The 18,530-nt window shown below is 73.9% G+C and carries 14 protein-coding genes; 1 reads left to right on the forward strand and 13 read right to left on the reverse strand.

What is annotated here, in order from left to right:
• Positions 1–33 precede the first annotated feature (33 nt).
• The 13 genes from ACH4E7_RS10520 to ACH4E7_RS10580 all read right to left on the reverse strand — a co-directional run bounded on the left by ACH4E7_RS10520 (position 34) and on the right by ACH4E7_RS10580 (position 17,451).
• Positions 34–2,847, reverse strand: a complete 2,814-nt coding sequence (locus ACH4E7_RS10520) for an RNA repair domain-containing protein (RefSeq protein ID WP_396248628.1) — start codon at positions 2,845–2,847, stop codon at positions 34–36.
• Positions 2,847–4,598 carry an RNA ligase family protein gene (locus ACH4E7_RS10525; protein ID WP_396248630.1) on the reverse strand — a complete coding sequence of 584 codons (1,752 nt, stop codon included), beginning with the start codon at positions 4,596–4,598 and terminating at the stop codon, positions 2,847–2,849. The genes ACH4E7_RS10520 and ACH4E7_RS10525 overlap by 1 nt, the downstream gene beginning before the upstream one ends.
• A 146-nt stretch (positions 4,599–4,744) precedes the next feature.
• The gene (locus ACH4E7_RS10530; RefSeq protein WP_396248631.1) at positions 4,745–6,070 is read right to left on the reverse strand and encodes a M1 family metallopeptidase; all 1,326 of its coding nucleotides are present in this window, start codon (positions 6,068–6,070) and stop codon (positions 4,745–4,747) included.
• A gap of 29 nt (positions 6,071–6,099) precedes the next feature.
• Positions 6,100–6,585, reverse strand: coding sequence for a nucleoside 2-deoxyribosyltransferase (locus ACH4E7_RS10535; RefSeq protein WP_396248632.1), 486 nt, complete (start codon positions 6,583–6,585; stop codon positions 6,100–6,102).
• A gap of 5 nt (positions 6,586–6,590) precedes the next feature.
• Positions 6,591–7,214, reverse strand: a complete 624-nt coding sequence (locus ACH4E7_RS10540) for a class I SAM-dependent methyltransferase (protein WP_396248633.1) — start codon at positions 7,212–7,214, stop codon at positions 6,591–6,593.
• Positions 7,215–7,253: 39 nt separating this feature from the next.
• Complete coding sequence (locus ACH4E7_RS10545) at positions 7,254–9,107, reverse strand: hypothetical protein (RefSeq protein ID WP_396248634.1); 1,854 nt, start codon at positions 9,105–9,107, stop codon at positions 7,254–7,256.
• A 106-nt stretch (positions 9,108–9,213) separates the two neighbouring features.
• The gene (locus ACH4E7_RS10550; protein ID WP_396248635.1) at positions 9,214–10,512 is read right to left on the reverse strand and encodes an MFS transporter; all 1,299 of its coding nucleotides are present in this window, start codon (positions 10,510–10,512) and stop codon (positions 9,214–9,216) included.
• Complete coding sequence (locus ACH4E7_RS10555) at positions 10,509–11,783, reverse strand: ATP-dependent carboxylate-amine ligase (protein ID WP_396248636.1); 1,275 nt, start codon at positions 11,781–11,783, stop codon at positions 10,509–10,511. Before ACH4E7_RS10555 ends, ACH4E7_RS10550 begins: the two co-directional genes overlap by 4 nt.
• The gene (locus ACH4E7_RS10560) at positions 11,780–12,961 is read right to left on the reverse strand and encodes a DegT/DnrJ/EryC1/StrS family aminotransferase (RefSeq protein WP_396248637.1); all 1,182 of its coding nucleotides are present in this window, start codon (positions 12,959–12,961) and stop codon (positions 11,780–11,782) included. Before ACH4E7_RS10560 ends, ACH4E7_RS10555 begins: the two co-directional genes overlap by 4 nt.
• Positions 12,958–14,142, reverse strand: a complete 1,185-nt coding sequence (blsG, locus tag ACH4E7_RS10565) for an arginine 2,3-aminomutase (protein ID WP_396248638.1) — start codon at positions 14,140–14,142, stop codon at positions 12,958–12,960. Before blsG ends, ACH4E7_RS10560 begins: the two co-directional genes overlap by 4 nt.
• Positions 14,143–14,201: 59 nt before the next feature.
• Positions 14,202–15,158, reverse strand: coding sequence for a CGA synthase-related protein (gene blsF / locus ACH4E7_RS10570; RefSeq protein WP_396248639.1), 957 nt, complete (start codon positions 15,156–15,158; stop codon positions 14,202–14,204).
• Positions 15,146–16,147 (reverse strand): cytosylglucuronate decarboxylase, encoded by a 1,002-nt coding sequence (gene blsE, locus ACH4E7_RS10575; protein WP_396248640.1) that lies wholly within the window; start codon positions 16,145–16,147, stop codon positions 15,146–15,148. Before blsE ends, blsF begins: the two co-directional genes overlap by 13 nt.
• A 98-nt stretch (positions 16,148–16,245) precedes the next feature.
• The gene (locus ACH4E7_RS10580; protein WP_396248641.1) at positions 16,246–17,451 is read right to left on the reverse strand and encodes a hydroxymethylcytosylglucuronate/cytosylglucuronate synthase; all 1,206 of its coding nucleotides are present in this window, start codon (positions 17,449–17,451) and stop codon (positions 16,246–16,248) included.
• 293 nt (positions 17,452–17,744) lie between these two features.
• On the opposite strand from ACH4E7_RS10580, the gene ACH4E7_RS10585 reads away from it, so the two are divergent.
• Entirely contained in the window at positions 17,745–18,527 is a 783-nt protein-coding gene (locus ACH4E7_RS10585; RefSeq protein WP_396248642.1) for a class I SAM-dependent methyltransferase, read from the forward strand.
• Positions 18,528–18,530 lie beyond the last annotated feature (3 nt).

Consider the following 18,530-nt stretch of genomic DNA (forward strand, 5'->3'; position numbering starts at 1 on the left):
CGGCGGCGCGACCAGCCGGGCCGGGAACTCGTGCTAAACCGTCGGGACCGCGCCGCCCTCGACGTAGTCCACCTGGACGCCCGCGAGGCCTCGGGCCCAGGCGGTGGTGATCGGGGCGAGCTGGGCGCGGGTCAGGGGGGCGGGGCCGAGGCCGATGGGGAGGTGGGCGCGGCCGTCGCGGGTGCGATAGGGATGGGGCCAGGCGTGGAGGCGGGTGGCACCGGCTTCCTCCAGGGCGGCGAGGAGGGCCCGGAGCCGGCCGCGGACGGCGCCCAGGGACTCCTCGCCGGTGGTGACGACGGCCCAGGCGGCGTGGCGGCGGTGCAGTGGGGGCGGGGAGAGCAGGGCGGGCCAGGGGTCGGCACGCTCGGTGGTGAGCTCCCAGGCGCGGTAGAGCTCCTCGGTGAGCAGGTCGCGGGTGTCGGAGCTGACCTGGGTGGTGCAGCTGCGGACCGGGGCGGAGGGGGTGAGCACGGTCAGGGGTGCGTCGGGGCGGTCGGTCGAGTCGGCGGCCAGGCCGACGGGTTGGCGCCAGTCGCGGGACGCCCAGGTCTCGGCGAAGCGCTGGAACAGGTCTCCCGCGGCGGTGTCGTGCGCATCCAGGACGGTCCGCGCGGCCAGTACCGACCAGGCCAGCGAGGGCAGTTGGCCGAACGGCGCGGAGTCTAGGCCGTGCGCCCGCGCCCAGGTCTTGACTTCCCGGGCCAGCCGGACGAAGTGCCGGTGCCGCCCACCGACCGCCGTCAGGATCGCCTCGGCGTCCGTGACGGCGCTCAGCGCGATCGCCGCCGCTTCGCCCAACTCGGCCCGCCGGGCGACGGCTCGGGCGGGGTCGAGCGAACCGGTGAAGACCACGACCAGGTCGACGGCGAGCCCGCCCGCCTCCAGTCGCAGCCCCGGCACCCGGGCGCCGCGCACCTCGCGTACCTGCCGCGCCTGCGGCAGTGCGGCCGACACCCGGGCGCGGACGCCGGCCAGGTCGGCCGGGCCGGGCAGGGCCACCACCAGGTCAAGGTCGCCGCCGTCCAACTGGCAGCCCAACCGCCGCGAGCCGACGGTGTGGACCACCCCCTCGGGCAGCGACGAAGCGATCCGCGAGGCCAACTCGACGGCGGCAGCGGTCTGTTCAGCGGGTTCAGGCCGCAGCGAGACCACCGGCTCCTCCGGCGGCACCCGCACCTCGCCTGTTCCCAGCGAGACCACCGCCCGGGTCCGCATCGGCTCGCCGCCCCGCCGGGAGAGCACCACCAGCTCGCCCACCCGGGCCGAGACCCCGCTGAGCCGGGCCGCGCAGTCGGCGGCCACCCGCTGCGGGTCCGTGCTGCGTCCGAGGGACAGGTGCGGGGTGTAGCCCTCGGCGCGGCCCCGGCAGCGGGGGAAGCGCCGTTCGAGGGCGTGCCGCAGAGCCGCCCAGGGCTCGGGGGAGGCGGCGGCCGGGTCCAGCCAGACGGTGGCGTCCTCGCGGTGGCCGAACGTGTGCACGCCGTCGAGGCGGGCGGTGAACGGCGCGACCTCGGCGGCGGCCGCGCCGAGCAGCGGCAGGGCGCGGTCGAACTCGGACTCCGGGACGAAACCGAACAGCAGGTTGACGTGTGGGGGCCAGCGCCGCAGCTGGGGGTCGTACGCGGCGCGCAGCCGCTGGATCGGCGGCCACAGTTCCTCGGGCGGCAGCCAGGCGACGGCGGTGCGTGCGGTCGGTGCGGCGTCGAGCGTCTCCGCGGTGGAGCCGCCGCCGAGGGCGAGGTCCACGGCCACGCCGTAATGGTCGGAGGGGTGGAGCCCGTCCTCCGTCGGCCGGTCGCCGAGAAGGGCGGCCGCGGTGGCGCGGGCGCGGTCGGAGCGGAGTAGCACGCGGTCGAGGCGGCCGGCGCGGCCGGTGAGCGAGGAGACGGCGGCGAGCGGGTTGGCGGTCGGGTCGAAGGTGGGGGTGTCGTCGGCCGGGCCGTGCACCTGGGACCAGGCGTCCCGCAGCCCGAGGGCGGCGGCCGGGCCGGCCGGGCCGGAACGGCCGTCGTTGAAGTCCCCGAGCACCAGCAGCTCGCCCTCCACCCCGCCCAATCCCTCGGCCAGCTCGGCGAGCTCGGCCTGCCGTCGGGCCGGGCCGTCCGTCGAGTGGTCGCTGGTCAGGTGGACGGCGGCGACGGTCAGCGGCACATCGGCGGTCCGGACGGTGACGGCGATGGCGGCCTTGTGCGGGCCGAGCTGGTGCCGTCCGGCCTCCAGCGCCGGGAGGCGGCTGAGCAGCAGCAGCCCGTGGTCGGCCACGTCAGGGCTGGCCGGGTCGGTGCCCAGCGTGTAACCGTCGCGGACCCAGGGCGCGGCCAACAGCAGGGCCACCAGGGCGGGTTCGACCTCCTGCAGCGCGATGACGTCGGCGTCGGCGGCCTCCAGCGCGGCGAGCAGCAGCGGCCGGCGGCGGGCGGTGTCGATCCGGTCGGCGTCGTAGCGGTCCCACAGGGTGTTCCAGGTGACGACGCGCAGGCTGTCCGTGGCGGCAGTGGGGGCGTCAGCGCCGGCATCGCCGCCGGGCTGCCAGCCGCCCTCCGGCCGCCAGACGTGCGGCGCGGTGGCGGTGAAGAAGGGGGCGGGCAGTCGGCGCGGCTCGGTCCGGTGTCCGGCCCCGGTGGTGTCGAGGATGTCCACGCCGGTGGCGCGGTCCCAGACCCGCACACCGTCGGCCTCGACCCAGTGCACCCGGTGCCAGGGGATCTCGCCGGAGGCGGCGAAGGCCTCCAGCGGGACGCGCTTGGTGCGGTCGTCGCGCTGGCGCACACCCAGGGTGAACCGGGCCGGGTCGAAGCGGGCGTCCCAGCGGATGCGCTGGCAGACCTGTTCGATGGGGCGCATCAGTCCTCCTCGGGGCCGAGCGAGTCGGGCGTGTCGGGCGTGTGGAGCGTGCCCGCCGTGTCCTCCACGGTGCCACCCGGGCCGACGTACCAGGTGCGGTGGGCCTGGCCGGGGTAGGGCGGGCTGTAGCGGTGCAGCTGGGCCGTGAGCACCTCGGGCGGTACCGGGTGCAGCCGGACGGCGTTGCGGCGCAGCAGCTCCTCCTCGCCGACCGGCAGCACCACCTGGGTGACCAGGGCGTCGCGACGCTGCGCGATGGCGTGGACGTGGGAGCGCTGGTGGCGGTTGAGCGAGGTGGCGTCCCAGACCACGGTGGCGGCCGGGTCGGCGAGAGCGTCGTCCAGCCGGTCCAGGGCCTCGCGCAGCACCTCGGGGTTGTCGCGCTGGTCGGCGCGCGAGCCGCGGGCGGCGCGCAGGTCGTCCAGGCTGATCCGGGTGGCGGCCCCGGGCAGTGTGGCGGCGAAGGTGCTCTTGCCGCTGCCGGCCGGGCCGCTCAGCTGGACCAGTCGGGGGAAGCGGCCGTCCCGCCAGCGCCAGGAGGCGGCGACCGCTTCCTCGACGGTGGAGATCCGGCCGAGCGCGTAGGCCTCGCGGGCCTGCGCCCAGCAGCGGTCGGCGGCGTCGCGGTCGAGGTCGGCGAGCGCCTCGCGCAGGCCGGTGCGCAGCCGGCCGAGCGGGTCGGGGCCGAGCAGTCCGGCGTCCTCGGCGTGCAGGGCGGACCAGGCCACCTGCTCGCGCTCGGCCTGGCCGGGGGCGGCGGTCGCGGCCACCGCATGCAGTACGCCGAGGTCGGCGGCGCAGGAGAGCCGGACGAGCCCGGCGCGGCGGTCCTCGTCCGGGTACGGCTGCTGCAGCCGGGGGTGCAGCCCGACCAGGTCGGCGACCCGCCGGGCCAGCGGCAGGCCGAGCCGCCCGGCGAGCCGCGGTGCCAGCTGCTCCCGGCGGGCGGTGCGCAGTGCGGTGGCGAGCACGCCGGCCAGCCGGGCGTCCCCGGTGCGGCCGAGTTCGTCCAGCCGGGCGGAGACCTCCGCCGACTCCTCCGGCGGGCAGCTCGGTTCGGGCAGTCCCAGGGCCTCGGCCAGCAGCGGGAGTTCGGGCGGCTGGCCCGAACGCACCGACCACAGCGCGGCGTTCGGCCCGAGCCCGTTCTCCACCACGGCGGCGTGCATCCAGTGGGTGTCGGTGCGCACGTGCTGCGGGCGGACCCACTTGGCGATCCGCTCGCCGAACTCGGCCCGGGGGAAGCCCTGGACGGTTCGGACGACGTACCCCTCCTGCCGGTCGAGGTCCAACCGCAGGGCGCGCAGCGCGCGTTCGTCGTAGCGGCCGCGCCACAGCACCCGGGGTGCGGGGACGCCGAGGTGGCGCAGGAAGCGGACGGTGTCGTCCCAGTCCAGGCAGTGGTCCTGGTCGGTCCAGACGGAGAAGCCGTAGAACCAGCTGTCCAGGTCGGTGTACGGGATGGAGTGCCGGGCGAACAGGTTCTCTCCGCAGATCCGCCAGCCGTCCGGGATCCTGGCGCCGATCCGGCTCTGCAGGCCCTTGACCCAGGCCCGGGAGGGGTGGTGCGCGGAGTCCAGCGAGCGGGCGTGCGAGCCGTCGGGATAGAGGGTGGTGTTCTCGCCGTCGAGCTTCTCGGTGACGACGACCTCCGCCCCGGCCAGGCCGGAGAGGTCCCCAGCCCGTACGTCGTCCGCCGTCGCCCCCGGTGACCAGGGGAGATGCGGCGTCCGGGGGTAGTGCACTCGCATGTCCGGCTCCCTGAACGTCCTTGATCCGTCGGACACTGTAGGAGCGCGCGGGCGGGCCGGGCCACCGATTAACGGAGCCGGCGGAGGCTCAGGGCCTGCCGCTCGGGCTCCTGCCGGGCCCGCGACAACGCCCGGGAGGCAGGGCCCTAGTCGATGCGGTGCTCGCGCCAGAAGGGACCCAGGTCGACGCGGGTGGCGGCCTGGGCGGCGGCCTTGAACTCGGCGGTGGTGGAGACGCCGTTCCAGTGCGCGTGGGCGTAGTCGCGCAGAAGGGCGGACATGGTGTCCGGGCCGATCAGGCGGCGCAGTTCGTGCAGGGCGCAGGAGCCGTGGTCGTAGATGACGGCCTCGTAGCGGTCGGGGTGGGTGTCCCAGTAGCTCATCGGATTGGTGAGGCGTTCGGCCGCGGCCTTCCAGGGCGTGGTGGCGGTGCAGCCCTCGCCCATGTCGTTGAGGGCGAGGTCCATGGCGTACTCGGCGAAGGACTCGTCCAGCCAGGGCGCGTGGTACTGGTCGTCGCCGACGATGCCGTACCACCACTGGTGCGCCAACTCGTGGATCACGGCGGAGGGCCTGACCCGGGCGAGGACGAAGGCCGGATACTCCATACCGCCGAACGGGAAGGCGTTGTCGAGCACCAGGGCCAGGTCGCCGTACGGGTAGGTGCCGTAGTTCGCGGAGTGCGCGTCGATGGTCCGCAGCGACAGGTCGAGCATCGCGCGGGCGTCCTCGGCGCTGACGCCGGCGGCCGAGTAGACGGCGATCCGGACGCCGTCGCCGGACTGGCCCGCGATCCGCCTGAACGGCCCGGCCGCCCAGGCGAACTCGCGTACGCGCTTGGCGGCCGCCCGGGTGACCGTACGGCCCGGCTCGCCGGGGGTGTCGACGGCGGTGCCGGTAGCGGGGACCGACAGGTCGGCGGGGTGGTCGAGGGTGACGGCGAAGTCGGAGGTGAGGGCGTAGAAGGACTCCCCGAGCTCGGAGTACGGGTCGAGGTGCCAGCCCGCCCCGTCGTGGACGGCGAGGACGGGCAGGGCGTTGCCGACGAAGCTGAAGGCGCCGTCGCGGCCGAAGCGGTCGATGCCGTCCGGGACGTCGATGGCGAGGTCGAACTCGACGGTTCCGGAGGCGCCTTGGGCCAGCGGGCGGGGCAGTGGGACGCGCAGTGCGGTGCAGGCGACCTCGGAGGTGCCGTCCAGGCCGGTCACCTGGACGGACGGGGAGGCGCAGCCGCCGCGAAAGTTGTCCCAGAGTCGCAGGTACACCTCACGCAGCGGTTCGGGCGAGGCATTGGCGAAGGTGATCCGCTCGTGGCCGCGCCAGTGCGCGCCGGTGGCGTCGCTGCGCAGCTCGGCGGTGTAGGCGGGTGTGTCGGGGGTGCGCGTCGGGTCGGCGGGGGCGCGGCCGGGCGGGGCGGCGGCCACCGACAGGAGCACGGCGAGGACGGCGAACAGGATGAGGGGGCGTCGCACGCTGTGAACTCCTGTCGGTGGTGCGGGAATCAGGTGAGGTGTCGGGCCAGCACCCGCTGGACCGCGCGGTCGACGGCGGGCAGTGCGGTGGCGAGGTCGGTGTAGACCACGTCCTCGACGGTCGCGACCGTGTGCAGGCCCTGGACCAGGAAGGTGTACTCCCGGCCGCGTTCCAGCAGCAGCACGATCGGCTTGCCGAAGGCGCTGGCCCAGCCGATCTCGATGTGGGTGCCGGGTGAGGCCGGCGAGCCGGGCAGGGCGACGAACAGCTCGGCCTTGCGGATCTCGTCCTGGTCGAGCTTGGTGCACTGCTCGGGCCGCATCAGTTCGGCGCCCCAGGCCTCCCGGCGGTGGGCGTTGTGTACGGCGGTGCCCTGGGCCTCGAAGTGCTTGATCAGCAGGTCGAAGGGCGCCCGGGCGGCGGCCGGCATCTCGCCGGTCGCCGGGTCGAGCAGCTGGATGAACGGGCCTGCCAGGAAGAGGGACCGGGGTGGGGCGTGGGTGTGCTCGGTCATGGCGGTCAGTCCTTCAGGAAGCACTGGATGTAGGCATCGCCGCTGGTGCCATAGGTGTACTCGGTGGTGTCGTAGGCCGTGTACGGGTGGCGCTCGACCCGGATGCGGCGGAAGTGCGGGGTGTACTGCCAGCGCAGCTCGGGCCTGGTGCTGAAGAAGGGGATGAAGACGCCGCCCGGGCGCAAGACCCGGACCACCTCGGGCATGGTCCGGGCCCAGAGCTCGGTGTCGGTCCACACCTCCATGTCCAGGGCCGGGTCGAAGAACATGCCGTCGATGCTCTCCGCGGGCAGCTCGAAGATCCGCTGGAAGAAGTCGCCGCGCTCGACGGCCAGGTTGGCGGGCGGCTGTGGGTGCTGGGCTCGGAACAACTCCTCGACCTCGTCGAACAGTTCGAGCACGGTGTGGCTGCGGGTGGCCGGGTTCCCGGCGATCCGCAGGGCGGACAGGCCGAGGCCCAGGCCCACCTCGTAGAAGTCCTGGCCGTACTCGCACAGCAGGTCGGCGCTGGCCCACATCAGGTCCCGCTCCCAGGCCTGCATGGCCTGCTCGCCGCCGATGCTGAGGGTCACCTCGCCGTTCTGCTCGATGAGTCGGATCTCGGGCTCGGTGCTGGGCGTGGTGGTCACGGGGGTGTCCTCCGGTCGGGGGTGCGGGGGCGCTGGGGTTCAGCCGGGCAGGACGCCGAAGTGGCGCCGGGCCGTGGAGACGGCGAGGTCCTGGACGGCGAAGACGGTGAAGTAGTACGCCTGCGGGGCGGTGGCAGGGTCGAAGCGGACTCGGAAACGCACATCCTGCGGCTGTCCGGCGACGGCGCGGACCTTCGCCGACTCCGGCTCGACGGTGGCGTCCTCGCGCAGATAGCCGGGCACGAACAGGCCGAGCCGCACCGGACCGCTGCGGGCGGGCGAGAGCGAGGCGCGCACCTCCAGGACACCGCCCTGGCGGACCTCGTCGGCGCTGTACGCCAGCAGGGCGGGCGCCTCCGGTAGCCGGAAGGTGACGTCCCCGCAGCGCATGCAGACCGCGCAGACGGTGTCGAGCACGTTGGGCAGCAGGCCGCGCCGGGTGAACTCCTGAGCGGGTCGCCCGCAGTGGCAGGTCACCTCGCGGACCTCGGGGTCGAGCGAGCTGCGGTCGCCGAAGTGCGCCGGGTAGTTCATCAGCTCGTCCTCGGGGTTCGCCGCGACCTGCCCGGCGATCACGTGGTCGAGTGACTGGAGGTCGGCGGTGAGCGAGGCGCGGACCTCGTCGGCGGACTGGTCGGCCAGATGGGTGGGGCGGGCCACCCAGAGGTCCACCTTGCGGGCCAGCTTGGTCAGCCGGGGTCGCAAGGCGTGGTTGTGCGGCAGGAGTTCGGAGCCGAGCAGGGCGGTCAGCCGGCGGCCGACGGTGAGCAGCAGGGGGGCCGGCCGGTGGTCGGCGAAGACGGGCTGCGCGGTCGGGGTCGAGTCCGGCAGACCGAAGCGCAGGAAGGCCGGGTACGGGTGGGAGCCGGCCAGGCTGGCGTTCAGGGTGTCCACGGTGTCGCCGCCGGCCAGCGCGGAGCGCATCCAGGCGACGTTCTCCGGCCGGTCCGAGTCGTGCACCGAGACGGCCGCGACGACCGTACGGGCGGGCCCGTCCAGGGCGTTCAGCAGCAGCTGGTACTTGGGGTCGTACAGCGCGAGGTCGGCCAGCGGCCCGCTGTTGCAGGCGCTGAGCACCACCTCGACGGCGGGCACCCGGTGCAGCGGGACGAGCTTGTCCTCGGGCTTGTAGCAGGGCAGCCCGTAGGCGCAGCGCGGGCCGAGCAGTCCGGGGCGCGCGGGGGCGGCCGGGTTGAGGCCGCAGATGGTGAACTCGCCCAGGTTGACGCTGTCGTCCTTGCCGTGGCCCTGGAAGGCGACCTTGCGCCAGCGGCCGGCGAGGATCGCGGACTGGATGTCGACCCGCTCGAAGTCCCGGTCGTCGAAGACCTGGATGCCGGGCAGGTGCGGCGGTCGGTCGGTGTCGGTGAACAGGCCGACGCCGTCCACCCCGGCGTCCGGGCGGACGTACTGCTTGGCGACGCTCCAGGCGAGCGAGGCGGCGTCGCGCCCGCTGAGCAGGGTGAGGGCGTGGGTGCGGCTGCGGTAGGTGGCGAGCAGCAGCGAGCGCACCGGGTCGAGGGTGAGCCGGTCGTAGCAGCCGACCAGCAGCAGGGTGCCGTGGTGGTCGCGCAGGAAGGCCGGGGCGTCGGCGAGTTGCTCCTCGGTCAGCCACTCGCGGGCCAGCGGGCGGGCCAGGTCGGCGACACCGTCGGGGAGTCGTTCCGCGCCGAGGAGGACGCCGTGGTCCAGTGGGCGCGGCCGGTCGAGTGCGGTGTACAGCCGGGCGGCGAGCTCGATGCTCTGCGCCAGGTCGTCCCGGCCCTCGACCGGGACGGGCACCGCCGCCGGCCCGGGAGCCCCGTCGGCCTCCGCTGACTCCAGGAACTCCTTCACGGCTGACGGGAGTTGGGCGAACTTGACCGGCCGGAAGAGCTGGTCTGCGGACTTCATCGTCGGTGACCTCGGGGTCGGGAGGGATCTCGTGGGCAGGAAGGGCAGGAAGGGCAGGAAGGGCAGGAAGGGCAGGAAGGGCAGGAAGGACGGGAAGGAGGTGCTGTCATGCGGCGCACTCCGGCTCGGTGACGGCGGTCGAGTCGGTCGAGGCGGTGGCGGCCTTGGCGGCAGTAGTGGCGCGGGAGAGCAGCGGGCGGCAGGCGAAGGCCAGAGCGGCCGCGGCCAGTGCGGCGCCGAAGGCGACCGCGAAGACCCCGCGCGGCCCGAGCGGCTCCACCAGCAGCCCGCCGGCCTGCTGGCCCGCCGCGTCGCCGAGCACCGTCGCCAGCGAGGCCCAGGTGAAGGCCTCCGCCAGTGAGCGTTCGTCCGCCACCGCGCCGACCAGGGTCATCTCCACCGCCGACACCAGGGCGATCGGCGCGCCGCCCACCGCGAGAGCAGCCGCCAACAGCGGTTGGGAGGTGGCGGCCAGGGTCAGGCCCGTGCCCAGCGCGTACGCCAGGACCAGGCGGGGCAAGCGCACCGGAGCGGGGACGTCGGACTGCGAGCGGCCGAGCCAGACGGCGCCCAGCGCGCTGCCCACTCCCCAGCAGGCGTAGACCGCGCCCGTGCCGCCGGGGGAGCCGTGCGCGGCGACGAACGCCGGGATGGCCAGGGTGAGCAGCCCGATCGGCACCGCGCAGGCGGCCATCACCGCGGCCAGCGCCAGCATGGCGGGGCTGCGCAGCGGACCGATCAGGTCGCGCCGCTCGGTGGACGGCTCGGGTTCCGTCCCGGCGGGCAGCCTGACCAGGGCGAGTCCGAGCGCGCCCAGGCCGCCGAGCGCCGCCACGGCGGTGAGGGCCAGGGCGGCGGAACCCGCCAGCATCAGCCCGGCCAGCATCAACGGTGCGCCGATCACCAGCACCTCGGCGAGGATCGCCTCCCAGAGGTAGGCGGTGTCCCGCTCGGTGTCCGCGAGCGGCAGTCGGGCCCAGAGCGAGCGCATGCAGGCGTTGGCGGGCGGCAGGGCGACACCGGCCAGGGCGGCGACGGCCGGCTGGGCCCAGCCGCCCGGTCGGGTGCCCCAGACGAGCGCGGCCAGCGCCGCCGGGTAGAGCAGGCCGGTGACGAGCAGGACGGGCCGGCGCCCCGCGCGGTCCAGCCGCCGGGCGACCAACGGGCCGCCGGCCGCCATCCCGGCGGTGTAGAGCGCGCTGGTCAGCCCGGCCTGGGCGAAGCTGCCGTCCTGCTCGCGCACCACCAGGACGGTGGCCAGCGACATCAGGTAGACCGGCAGCCGGGACACCACGCTCCACCCGGCGACGGCCGGCACGCGCGGGCGGCGCAGCAGGGAGCCGAGGCGGCGGGCCAGGGTGTCCCTGGGCGGCGGGGTGGTCTCGTGGGGCAGGGTTTCGCTCACCGGGCGCCTTCCGAGGCCGGGCGGTCCGTCCGCGTGGCGCCCTCGACGGGCGCGGGCGTGAGCTCGATGGTGAACCTGCCGAGCACCTCGCGCATCCTCCGCTCCACCTCCTCGATCGAGGCACCCACCACATGGACGTACCCCGAGGCGTTGTGCGAGGCCCGTCGGGCGGACACCGTGTCGCCGACACCGACCTTGAGAACGGCCTGGACCACCCCGGGGACACGCAGCAGTTCCTCCGTCGGGGTGATCCGGTGGACCCTCCCTGAGCCCGGCAGCGGCAGCAGGAGGTCGCCCGCGCAGCGCCGTTGCCGGTAGCGCAGGTCGGGACGGATGCCCCGGTAGACGTCGAGGGTGGCGCCGAAGACATCGAAGCCGTACGCGTGCCCGTGGTTGGCCGGGATCTCGCAGCCGGCCAGCCGCAGCCCGAACTCCCCGGCGTACAGCCGGCCGTCGATCAGGAAGAACTCCATGTGCGCGTAGCCGTGGTCGATGCCCATGCCCGTGACGATCCGCTGCAGCAGGGCACGCAGGTCGACCGGCGGGGCCTCGTCGGTCGCGACGCTGATGTTGGCGTTCATCGCGCCGTCCACGATGTCCAGCGGGCGGCAGGGCATCGCGCTCGGCCAGGCGTCCAGCACGTCGCCCCGGTGGATGACCGCGCAGACCTCCCACTCGGTGCCGCCCAGGAACTGTTCGACCATCCAGTCCCGGGCGGTGAGGTCGATGCCGTCGAGGGACTGCGGGCCGTCGAGGCGGTGGGTGTCCACGCAGGCGAAGGAGTCCACCGGTTTGAGCACCAGCGGCCAGCCGTGCGTGGCGGCGAACCACTCGATCTCGGCGGCCGTCCGGACGAGTTTGAACTCGGCGGTGCGCAGGCCGAGTTCACGGAAGCGCCGTTTCATCTCGGCCTTGTCGCGCACCCAGGCGACCTGCTGCCCGGTCAGGTGCGGCAGTCCGGCCAGTGCCGCGAAGCGGTGGGCCAGGGCCTGGCGCGGCTCGGAGGGATTGCAGAACCGGGTGGGCGCGACGGGGAGTCGCCCCGTCACCCAGTCGCGGTAGCGCGCCGCCTGCTGCTCCAGCGGGACCCCGGCGCGCACCCAGAAGGCGGGCAGGTGGTCGGTGCGGCGCAGGTGGTCCTCGGAGAGGTCGTCGCGCAGCTCCTCGAAGCGCAGCAGCACCAGGTGCTCGGGGAGCGTAGCGGCGGCGTGGTGGGTGAAGGAGGACGGCCGGTCGTCCACCAGCAGCAGTACCGGGTCGGGCGTGCTCACACCGCCTCCAGCGCGCGCCGGATCGCCTTGACCGCCACCGCCTGCTGCTCCTGCGGCAGTTCGGGCGAGAGCGGCACGCACAGGGTGCGGTCCAGCAGGTCGCGGGTGCGGGCGAAGCCGTCCCGACTGAGCGCGAGCGGACGGCCCTCGGGGGCGAGGTTCCAGGGGAAGCCGTCGGCGTACAGCGAGCGGCGGCCGGTCAACACCGGGTGCTCGGGCAGCAGGTACTTGCCGAGCGTCCAGTTGGCGATGCCCTCGGCGGTGAGGGCGGCCACGGCGGCGTCGCGCAGCTCGCGGGACTCGCAGCGGAACCGCAGGCTCACCTTGACGTCGCCCCTGGTGCGCGGGAGCACGTGGAGGTCGGTGCGGTTGGGCAGGGACTCCATCGCCAGGCCGTACATCCGCTCCAGCCCGGCGAGCACCTCGTCCAGGTGCCGGAACTGCTGGCACTGGATCGCCGCGACCTCCTCGCTGGTGACGAAGTTCTCGCCGTAGTAGGCGTCCTGGTTCCAGGTCGGGTAGTGGCCGGGGACGCGCGCGGACCCGTGGTCGTGGTAACAGCGCATCGCCGCCCAGGCCTGCTCGTCGTCGGTCACCACCAGCCCGCCCTCGCCGGAGGTGAGCACCTTGTTGTGGTGGAAGCTGAACACGCCCGCGTAGCCGGCCGTGCCGACCTCCCGGCCGTCCGGGAACCGCCCGCCGAGGGTCTGCGCGCAGTCCTCGATGACGTACGGCACGCCCTGCGGCACGGCGGCGACCGCGCCCTCCATGTGGGCGAAGATCACCCGTTGGGCGTCCGGCGGGAGCAACGACGCGTCCAGGGCGAGCGACTCGTCGGCGTCCACCAGGACGGGGATCAGACCACTGGAGAGCACCGCACCGGCCACCGCGACGAAGGTGACCGCCGGGACGTACACCAGGTCGCCGACCGAGGGGCGGGTGGAGACCAGCGCCAGCCGCAGCGCCTCGGTGCAGTTGTGCACGGCCAGGGTCCGTGCGGCGCCCAGGCGTTCGCTCACCAGGCGCTCCAGCCGGGAGGCCGTGCTCTCCTGTTCGGTCTGGTAGCGGAACAGCACCTTGTGGTCGATCACCTCCCGCAGTTCCGTCATGTCCTGCCAGTCGAGGTAGTTGGCGCCGTACGGGAGGAAGCGCTGGCCTTGCCGGTGGTGGAGGGTCATCGGGCGTCCGTCTCCGTGATCGGGTGCGTGGAGCCGTCGACGCGCAGCTGTTGGCCGCGGAAGTTGTGCAGCAGCAGGCCGCCGTCGGGCGTCTCGGTGAAGGAGGGGCGGGAGACCGGGATCTTGCCGATCTTCGTGGTCAGGACGTACTGCGGCACGGCGAAACCGGTGATGTGGCCCTGGAGGCCGTCCATGATCTCCCAGCCCTTCTCGACGGAGGTCATGAAGTGCGCGACGCCGGTCACGTTGTCGCAGTGGTACAGGTAGTAGGGACGCACCCGGATCCGCAGCAGCTCGGTCATCAGACGGCGCATGGTGGGCACGTCGTCGTTGACGCCGCGCAGCAGCACGGTCTGGTTGCCGACCGGGACGCCGTGCCGCAGCAGGCGGTCGACGGCGGCGGCGGACTCGGGGGTGATCTCCTTGGGATGGTTGAAGTGGGTGTTCAACCACACCGGGTGGTAGCGGGAGAGCATCGTGCACAGCTCGTCGGTGATCCGCTGGGGGAGGAGCACGGGGAAGCGCGAGCCGATCCGGATGATCTCGACGCTGGGGATCGCCCGCAGGCCGGCGACGATCTCCTCCAGCCGGCCGTCCTGGTAGCTGAGCGGGTCGCCGCCGGTCAGCAGCACGTCCCGGATCTCGGGGTGGTCGGCGATGTAGCGGAGGTCCTCGTCGTAGGAGCCGCCCTCGTCGTCGCGGAAGTAGCTGCCCTGGAGGTCGGTGGTGTGGAACTTGCGGGTGCAGTGCCGGCAGTAGACCGGGCAGGTCTCGGTGACCAGCAGGATCACCCGGTCCGGGTACTTGTGGACCACCCGGTTGGTCCGCCGGTAGAGGGTGTCGCCGACCGGGTCGACCTCGGCGCCCGGGAAGTCCAGCAGCTCCTCCGCAGCCGGGACGGCCTGCTGCCGGACGGGGCAGCTCGGGTCGTCAGGGTCCATCAGGGAGGCGTAGTACGGGGTGACGCTCCAGCGGTAGCGCCCGGCCACCCCGGCGATGGCGCGCTCCTCGTCGGCGGTGAGGTTGATCCACTGCCGGGCCTTCTCGGCGGTGTTGATGCGCTTGCGCATGTGCCAGCGCCAGTCGTCCCACTCGGCGGGGGTTGGCTCGGCGGCGGGTCGGTCTCGCTCGGGGTGGTCTCGTCCGGTGTGGTCTCGTTCGGTTCGGGCGGAGTGGGACACGGTGGCTCCGTACGGGGCGGCGGGTGTCGGGCGCGGTCGGTGGGGCGGTCGTCGGGCGACTACAGCGGCGCGAGCAGCAGTTGGCGGACGGTACGGGCGAGGGCCTGGGCGCCGCGCAGATCGTCCAGATCTCGGCCGAGAGCGGCCCACTGGACCTCTGCCGGCGGCTGCTCCCAGCGGGTCGGGTCGGCGGGGTCGGCGGTGGGGACCGGGACGAGGTGGGCGATCCGTTCGGCCAGGGCGCGTTGCGCGGGGCCGAGCGGCGGCAGGAAGGCGAGCGGGGCGCGGCGGGCGCGGGCCAGCGCGAGGGCGGCCATGGTGGGGGAGGCGAGCAGGAGTTCGGCCTCGGCGTGCCGGGCGTCGACGTCGATGTCGGCGGCGCGGAGGGTGGTGGTGTCCGGCAGGTGAGCTGTGGCTGCGCGGACCTGGTCGAGGGAGGTGTCGCAGACGACGGTGCAGGAGCCGGTGCGGCGGACGGCTTCCCCGACCAGGGCGGGGAGCCGGCGGTCGGTGAAGGCCCCGGTCTCCGCCGTGGGGAGACCCCAGAGGGAGATCAGCAGCAGGGTGCCCCGGCGGTCGCGGTTGCGGGTCAGCCGGGCGGGGGCGAGCAGACCGGTGGGGCGGATGCCGGGCGGGTGGTCCAGCCAGCCGGGCCAGTGGGCGCGGGTGAGGAGGCCTTCGGCTGAACCGGTGGCCGGGCCGGCCACCGGAGCCTCGGGCAGGGCCGAGGACAGGTGCAGCACCGGAACACCGAGGCGGGTGAGCCGCGCGGTGACCGCCTCGTCGTCGCAGACCAGGGCAGCCGCCGGCCGCTCGGCGTCGGCGGTGCCGAGCCTGGGCGGGTCGTCGAGGTGGGGCGGGTCGTCGAGGTGGGGCAGGTCGCCGAGGTGGGGCAGGTCGCCGAACCGGGGCAAGTCGCCGAGGTGGGCGGCGATCCGGCGCAGGGCCAGCAGGGAGTCCAACTGCTCCTCGTGGCAGGCGAGCAGGACGGACGCCCGGTTGGTCAGTACTGCCACGGCGTCACCGTCCCGAGCCGGGCGACGTCGTCGCTGTACCCCGCCGCCGTGGTCGAGCAGCCACTGCACACCCGCGGGCCGCGCTCCCGGAAGTGGTCGACGCGCGCCCGGAAGGCGGGGGTGTCCAGCAGGATGACCCCGCCTTCACGGATCGGCGCGCCACCCGGCCCGTCGGCGTCGTCCCGGTGCGGGATGCAGCTGCAGGCGTGCATCCGGCCGCGCTTGCCGTCGATGTAGATCACGTCGTCGGTGACGTGGCAGAGCGGCAGCGAGGCCCGGGGCGGGGTCGAATCCTCGAAGTACTGCCACTGCTCCTCGGGCGTGTCCCCGTAGAAGCGCTTGCCCATCGGGACCAGGACGCTTGCCGGGTCGGCCTCGTACAACGGGTCGCAGACGGCGCGTACGTGCTCCGGGTCGGGGTAGCGGATGGTGCGGTCCAGCTTGAGCGCCGACAGCTCCCACTGGCGCACCCCGGCTTCGGTCAACACTCGTTGGAGTTCGGGCATCTCGGCGTAGTTGTGCGGCCCGACCACGGTGTTGACCCGCGGCAGCACACCGAGTTCGGCGGCGAGCCGCAGCCCGCGCAGACCGGCCTCGAACATGCCCGGGGAGCGGCGGTAGGTGTCGTGGGTCCCGGCCGAGGCGCCGTCCAGGCTGACGATCACCTGGGCCAGCCCGGCCGCCGCCAGGTCTTTGGCGTGCTTGGGCAGGAGGGAGCCGTTGGTGATGATCGACATCTTCATCCCGGCCTCGGTGCCGGCCCTGACCAGGTCCACGACCTCCGGGTGCATCAGCGGCTCGCCGCCGGTGAAGCGGACGTACGCCACCCCGACGGCGCGGGCCTTCGGCAGCAACTCGGCGAAGTCGGCGGGGGAGAAGCGGAAGGTGTCGCGGGACAGTGCGAAGTCGCACATGAAACAGTCGGCGTTGCAGGCTTCGAGGATGCGGATGAACAGGTAGCGGGGGCGCGGGTGCGTGGTGGAGGACACGAGGACACCTGGGACCGTTTCGTCTGGGACCGGTTCGTCGGTTGCACTGTTGCTCGCTCGGTTGCGCGGCACAGTGCGGCGGGTACATCAGCGGGCACTTAGCGGCGGGCGGGGGCGGTGGCCCCCAGGAGTTCGACCAGGGCGTCGGCGACCTGTGCCGCGCCGTCGGTGCCGACCGCCGTGGTCAGCGCCGTCCAGTCGACGCCCGGCCCAGCGGCCAGGTGTCTGAGCTTCTCGACGAGCCCTACCCGGACGGCCGTCGCCGTCCGCTGCCGGTCCAGGTCGGCGGCCCGGGTGATCCCGCCGTAGATCAGGTCGAGGGCCTTCCCCTCGCCGTGGGCGCGGAGCGCGAGGGCCTCGTCCTCGCCGAATACACCCGTGGGCCAGGGGACGCGGACCTCGACACCGAGCGCCCGGCTGTGGAAGCGGCCGTTGAAGATCTGGCTCAGGTTCTGCGGCGGCAGACAGAGCGTCGGGGTTCCGATTCGCCCCGCCTCCAACAGGGTGGTCAGCCCGGGGGAGGTGAGCAACACATCGCACTCGGCGAGGCGGCGTAGGAAGTCCTCGTGCGGGAGCGCGCCCACGGTGGTGACGGCCGGGTGCAGGCAGGAGTCCACCAACTGCGCGGCCAGCCAGGCGGGTAGGTTCCCCGCGATGTGCACCGCGGTGACCCCGCTCGCGGTCAGGGCCTCCAGTGCTGCCGGCAGCACGATGCGCGGATAGCCGGCCCAGTCGGCGAGTTGGGGCGCGCGCAGCCCGCCGAGGCTGATCAGGGCACTGCGGTGGCGCTGCGTCGGCGCGGCACGACGGGTGACTCCGCCGTCGGCGATCACCGCGTCCACCCAGCGTAGGCGGGGTGCGTCCGCCAGCACCCCGGCGCCTTCCGGCGGCAGCTCCACGCAGCGCTGGGCGCAGTACACCTCGGCGTCCAGCGGGAGGTCGGGCCGGTCGCCCTCCGTCCAGAGGAACGGCAGGCTGTCCACGAACACCACCGGCACCCCGCACGCGCGCAGCGCCTTCGCCAGCCGCCCGTCCAGCACCACCAGCGCCGCCTGCACACGCTGCGCCCGGACGATCCGCCCGAGTTCCTCGCCCGACTCACCCTCCGGCAGGTCGAACCAGCGCTCCACCGGTTGCCCGGCCAGCACCGGCCGCCCCAGCCCCGAGGCCAGCCCGACGAATCTGAGCTTCCCTCCGCCGCGGTCGCGCAGGGCGGAGAGCACCGCGCTCAACTTCCCCGAACTGCCCCACCCGAACTCCACCCCGGCCACGGCTACGGTCCGGACTCCCGCACGTGCCCTCATCCGCTCCGCCTCCCTCCCACGCCACTCCGGTGGGGCTGCCGCAACTGCGCCCCCACGTACCGGATCTCCTTCGCTCCGTATTCGTACCAGGCTGATCGGACAGGGCGGTTCGACTACCTACGGAACGGCGAAGGCTAACCACCCCGCCAGGTGAAGTTGCCACTCAGGGAGTTGACGAAGGGCGGCCAGACCGCGCGGCGCGACACGCGGGCAGGAACGTGCCTGCACCTCGCCGGGACCCCGACCCGATGCAATGAAGCCCGCCGCCGAGCCCGCACACTGCATGGAGACCGATGGAACCCCCGGCAACCGACACCGTTCCGGTCCGAGTACTCGACGTCTCGGGCACCGACTACCGCAGGGCCTTCGAACTCTTCCTCGCCGGTACCGACGAGAAGCCCCGCACCCACGCCCGGCTGAGCGAGATCGTGGCCGCCCTCCCGCACCGCCGCGTCCTGCTCGACATGGGCGCCGGTGACGGCCGCACCACCGCCCACCTGGCCCGGCACTTCGACCGGGTGATCGCCATCGAACCCAGCGCCGCCATGCGCGAGAAGCTCCGCACCACCTGCCCCGAGGCCCTCGTCCTCCCGGAGCCGATCGACCGGGCCCAGCCGCCCGAGCCGGCCGACCTGGTCCACTTCTCGCACGTGCTCTACTACGTCCCGGAACCCGACTGGCTCCCCACCGTCACCCGGGCCCTCGACTGGACGGCCCCCGGCGGCACCCTCCTGATCGTCCTGCAGAACCCCGACAGCCCCTGCATGCGGATGGCCGCCCACTTCACCGGCGCCCGCTACGACCTACGCCCCCTCCAGGACCGCCTCCGCGCCCAACACCCCGCGCACGGCTACGCCCTGGAAACCCTCGCCCTGCACTACCGCACTCCCCACCTCAACGAGGCCGTCGACGTCGCAGAGTTCATGGTCAACGTCGCCGACCTCGCCACCCTCGACCCCCGCCCCACCCGCGCCGCCCTCACCGCCTACGTCCGCGAGCACTTCATCCAGCCCGACGGTGGCTACGCCATCGGCCACACCCAGGACATGCTCACCATCCGCCGCGCCCCGGCCTGACCC

This window comes from Kitasatospora sp. NPDC018058, assembly GCF_044327205.1.
GTDB lineage: Bacteria > Actinomycetota > Actinomycetes > Streptomycetales > Streptomycetaceae > Kitasatospora.

Bases quoted from the DNA above. Each gene is read 5' to 3' on its own strand.
- ACH4E7_RS10520 (WP_396248628.1), bottom strand. From the start codon at position 2,847: ATGCGCCCCATCGAACAGGTCTGCCAGCGCATCCGCTGGGACGCCCGC.
- ACH4E7_RS10525 (WP_396248630.1), bottom strand. From the start codon at position 4,598: ATGCGAGTGCACTACCCCCGGACGCCGCATCTCCCCTGGTCACCGGGG.
- ACH4E7_RS10535 (WP_396248632.1), bottom strand. From the start codon at position 6,585: ATGACCGAGCACACCCACGCCCCACCCCGGTCCCTCTTCCTGGCAGGC.
- ACH4E7_RS10545 (WP_396248634.1), bottom strand. From the start codon at position 9,107: ATGAAGTCCGCAGACCAGCTCTTCCGGCCGGTCAAGTTCGCCCAACTC.
- ACH4E7_RS10560 (WP_396248637.1), bottom strand. From the start codon at position 12,961: ATGACCCTCCACCACCGGCAAGGCCAGCGCTTCCTCCCGTACGGCGCC.
- ACH4E7_RS10580 (WP_396248641.1), bottom strand. From the start codon at position 17,451: ATGAGGGCACGTGCGGGAGTCCGGACCGTAGCCGTGGCCGGGGTGGAG.
- ACH4E7_RS10585 (WP_396248642.1), top strand. From the start codon at position 17,745: ATGGAACCCCCGGCAACCGACACCGTTCCGGTCCGAGTACTCGACGTC.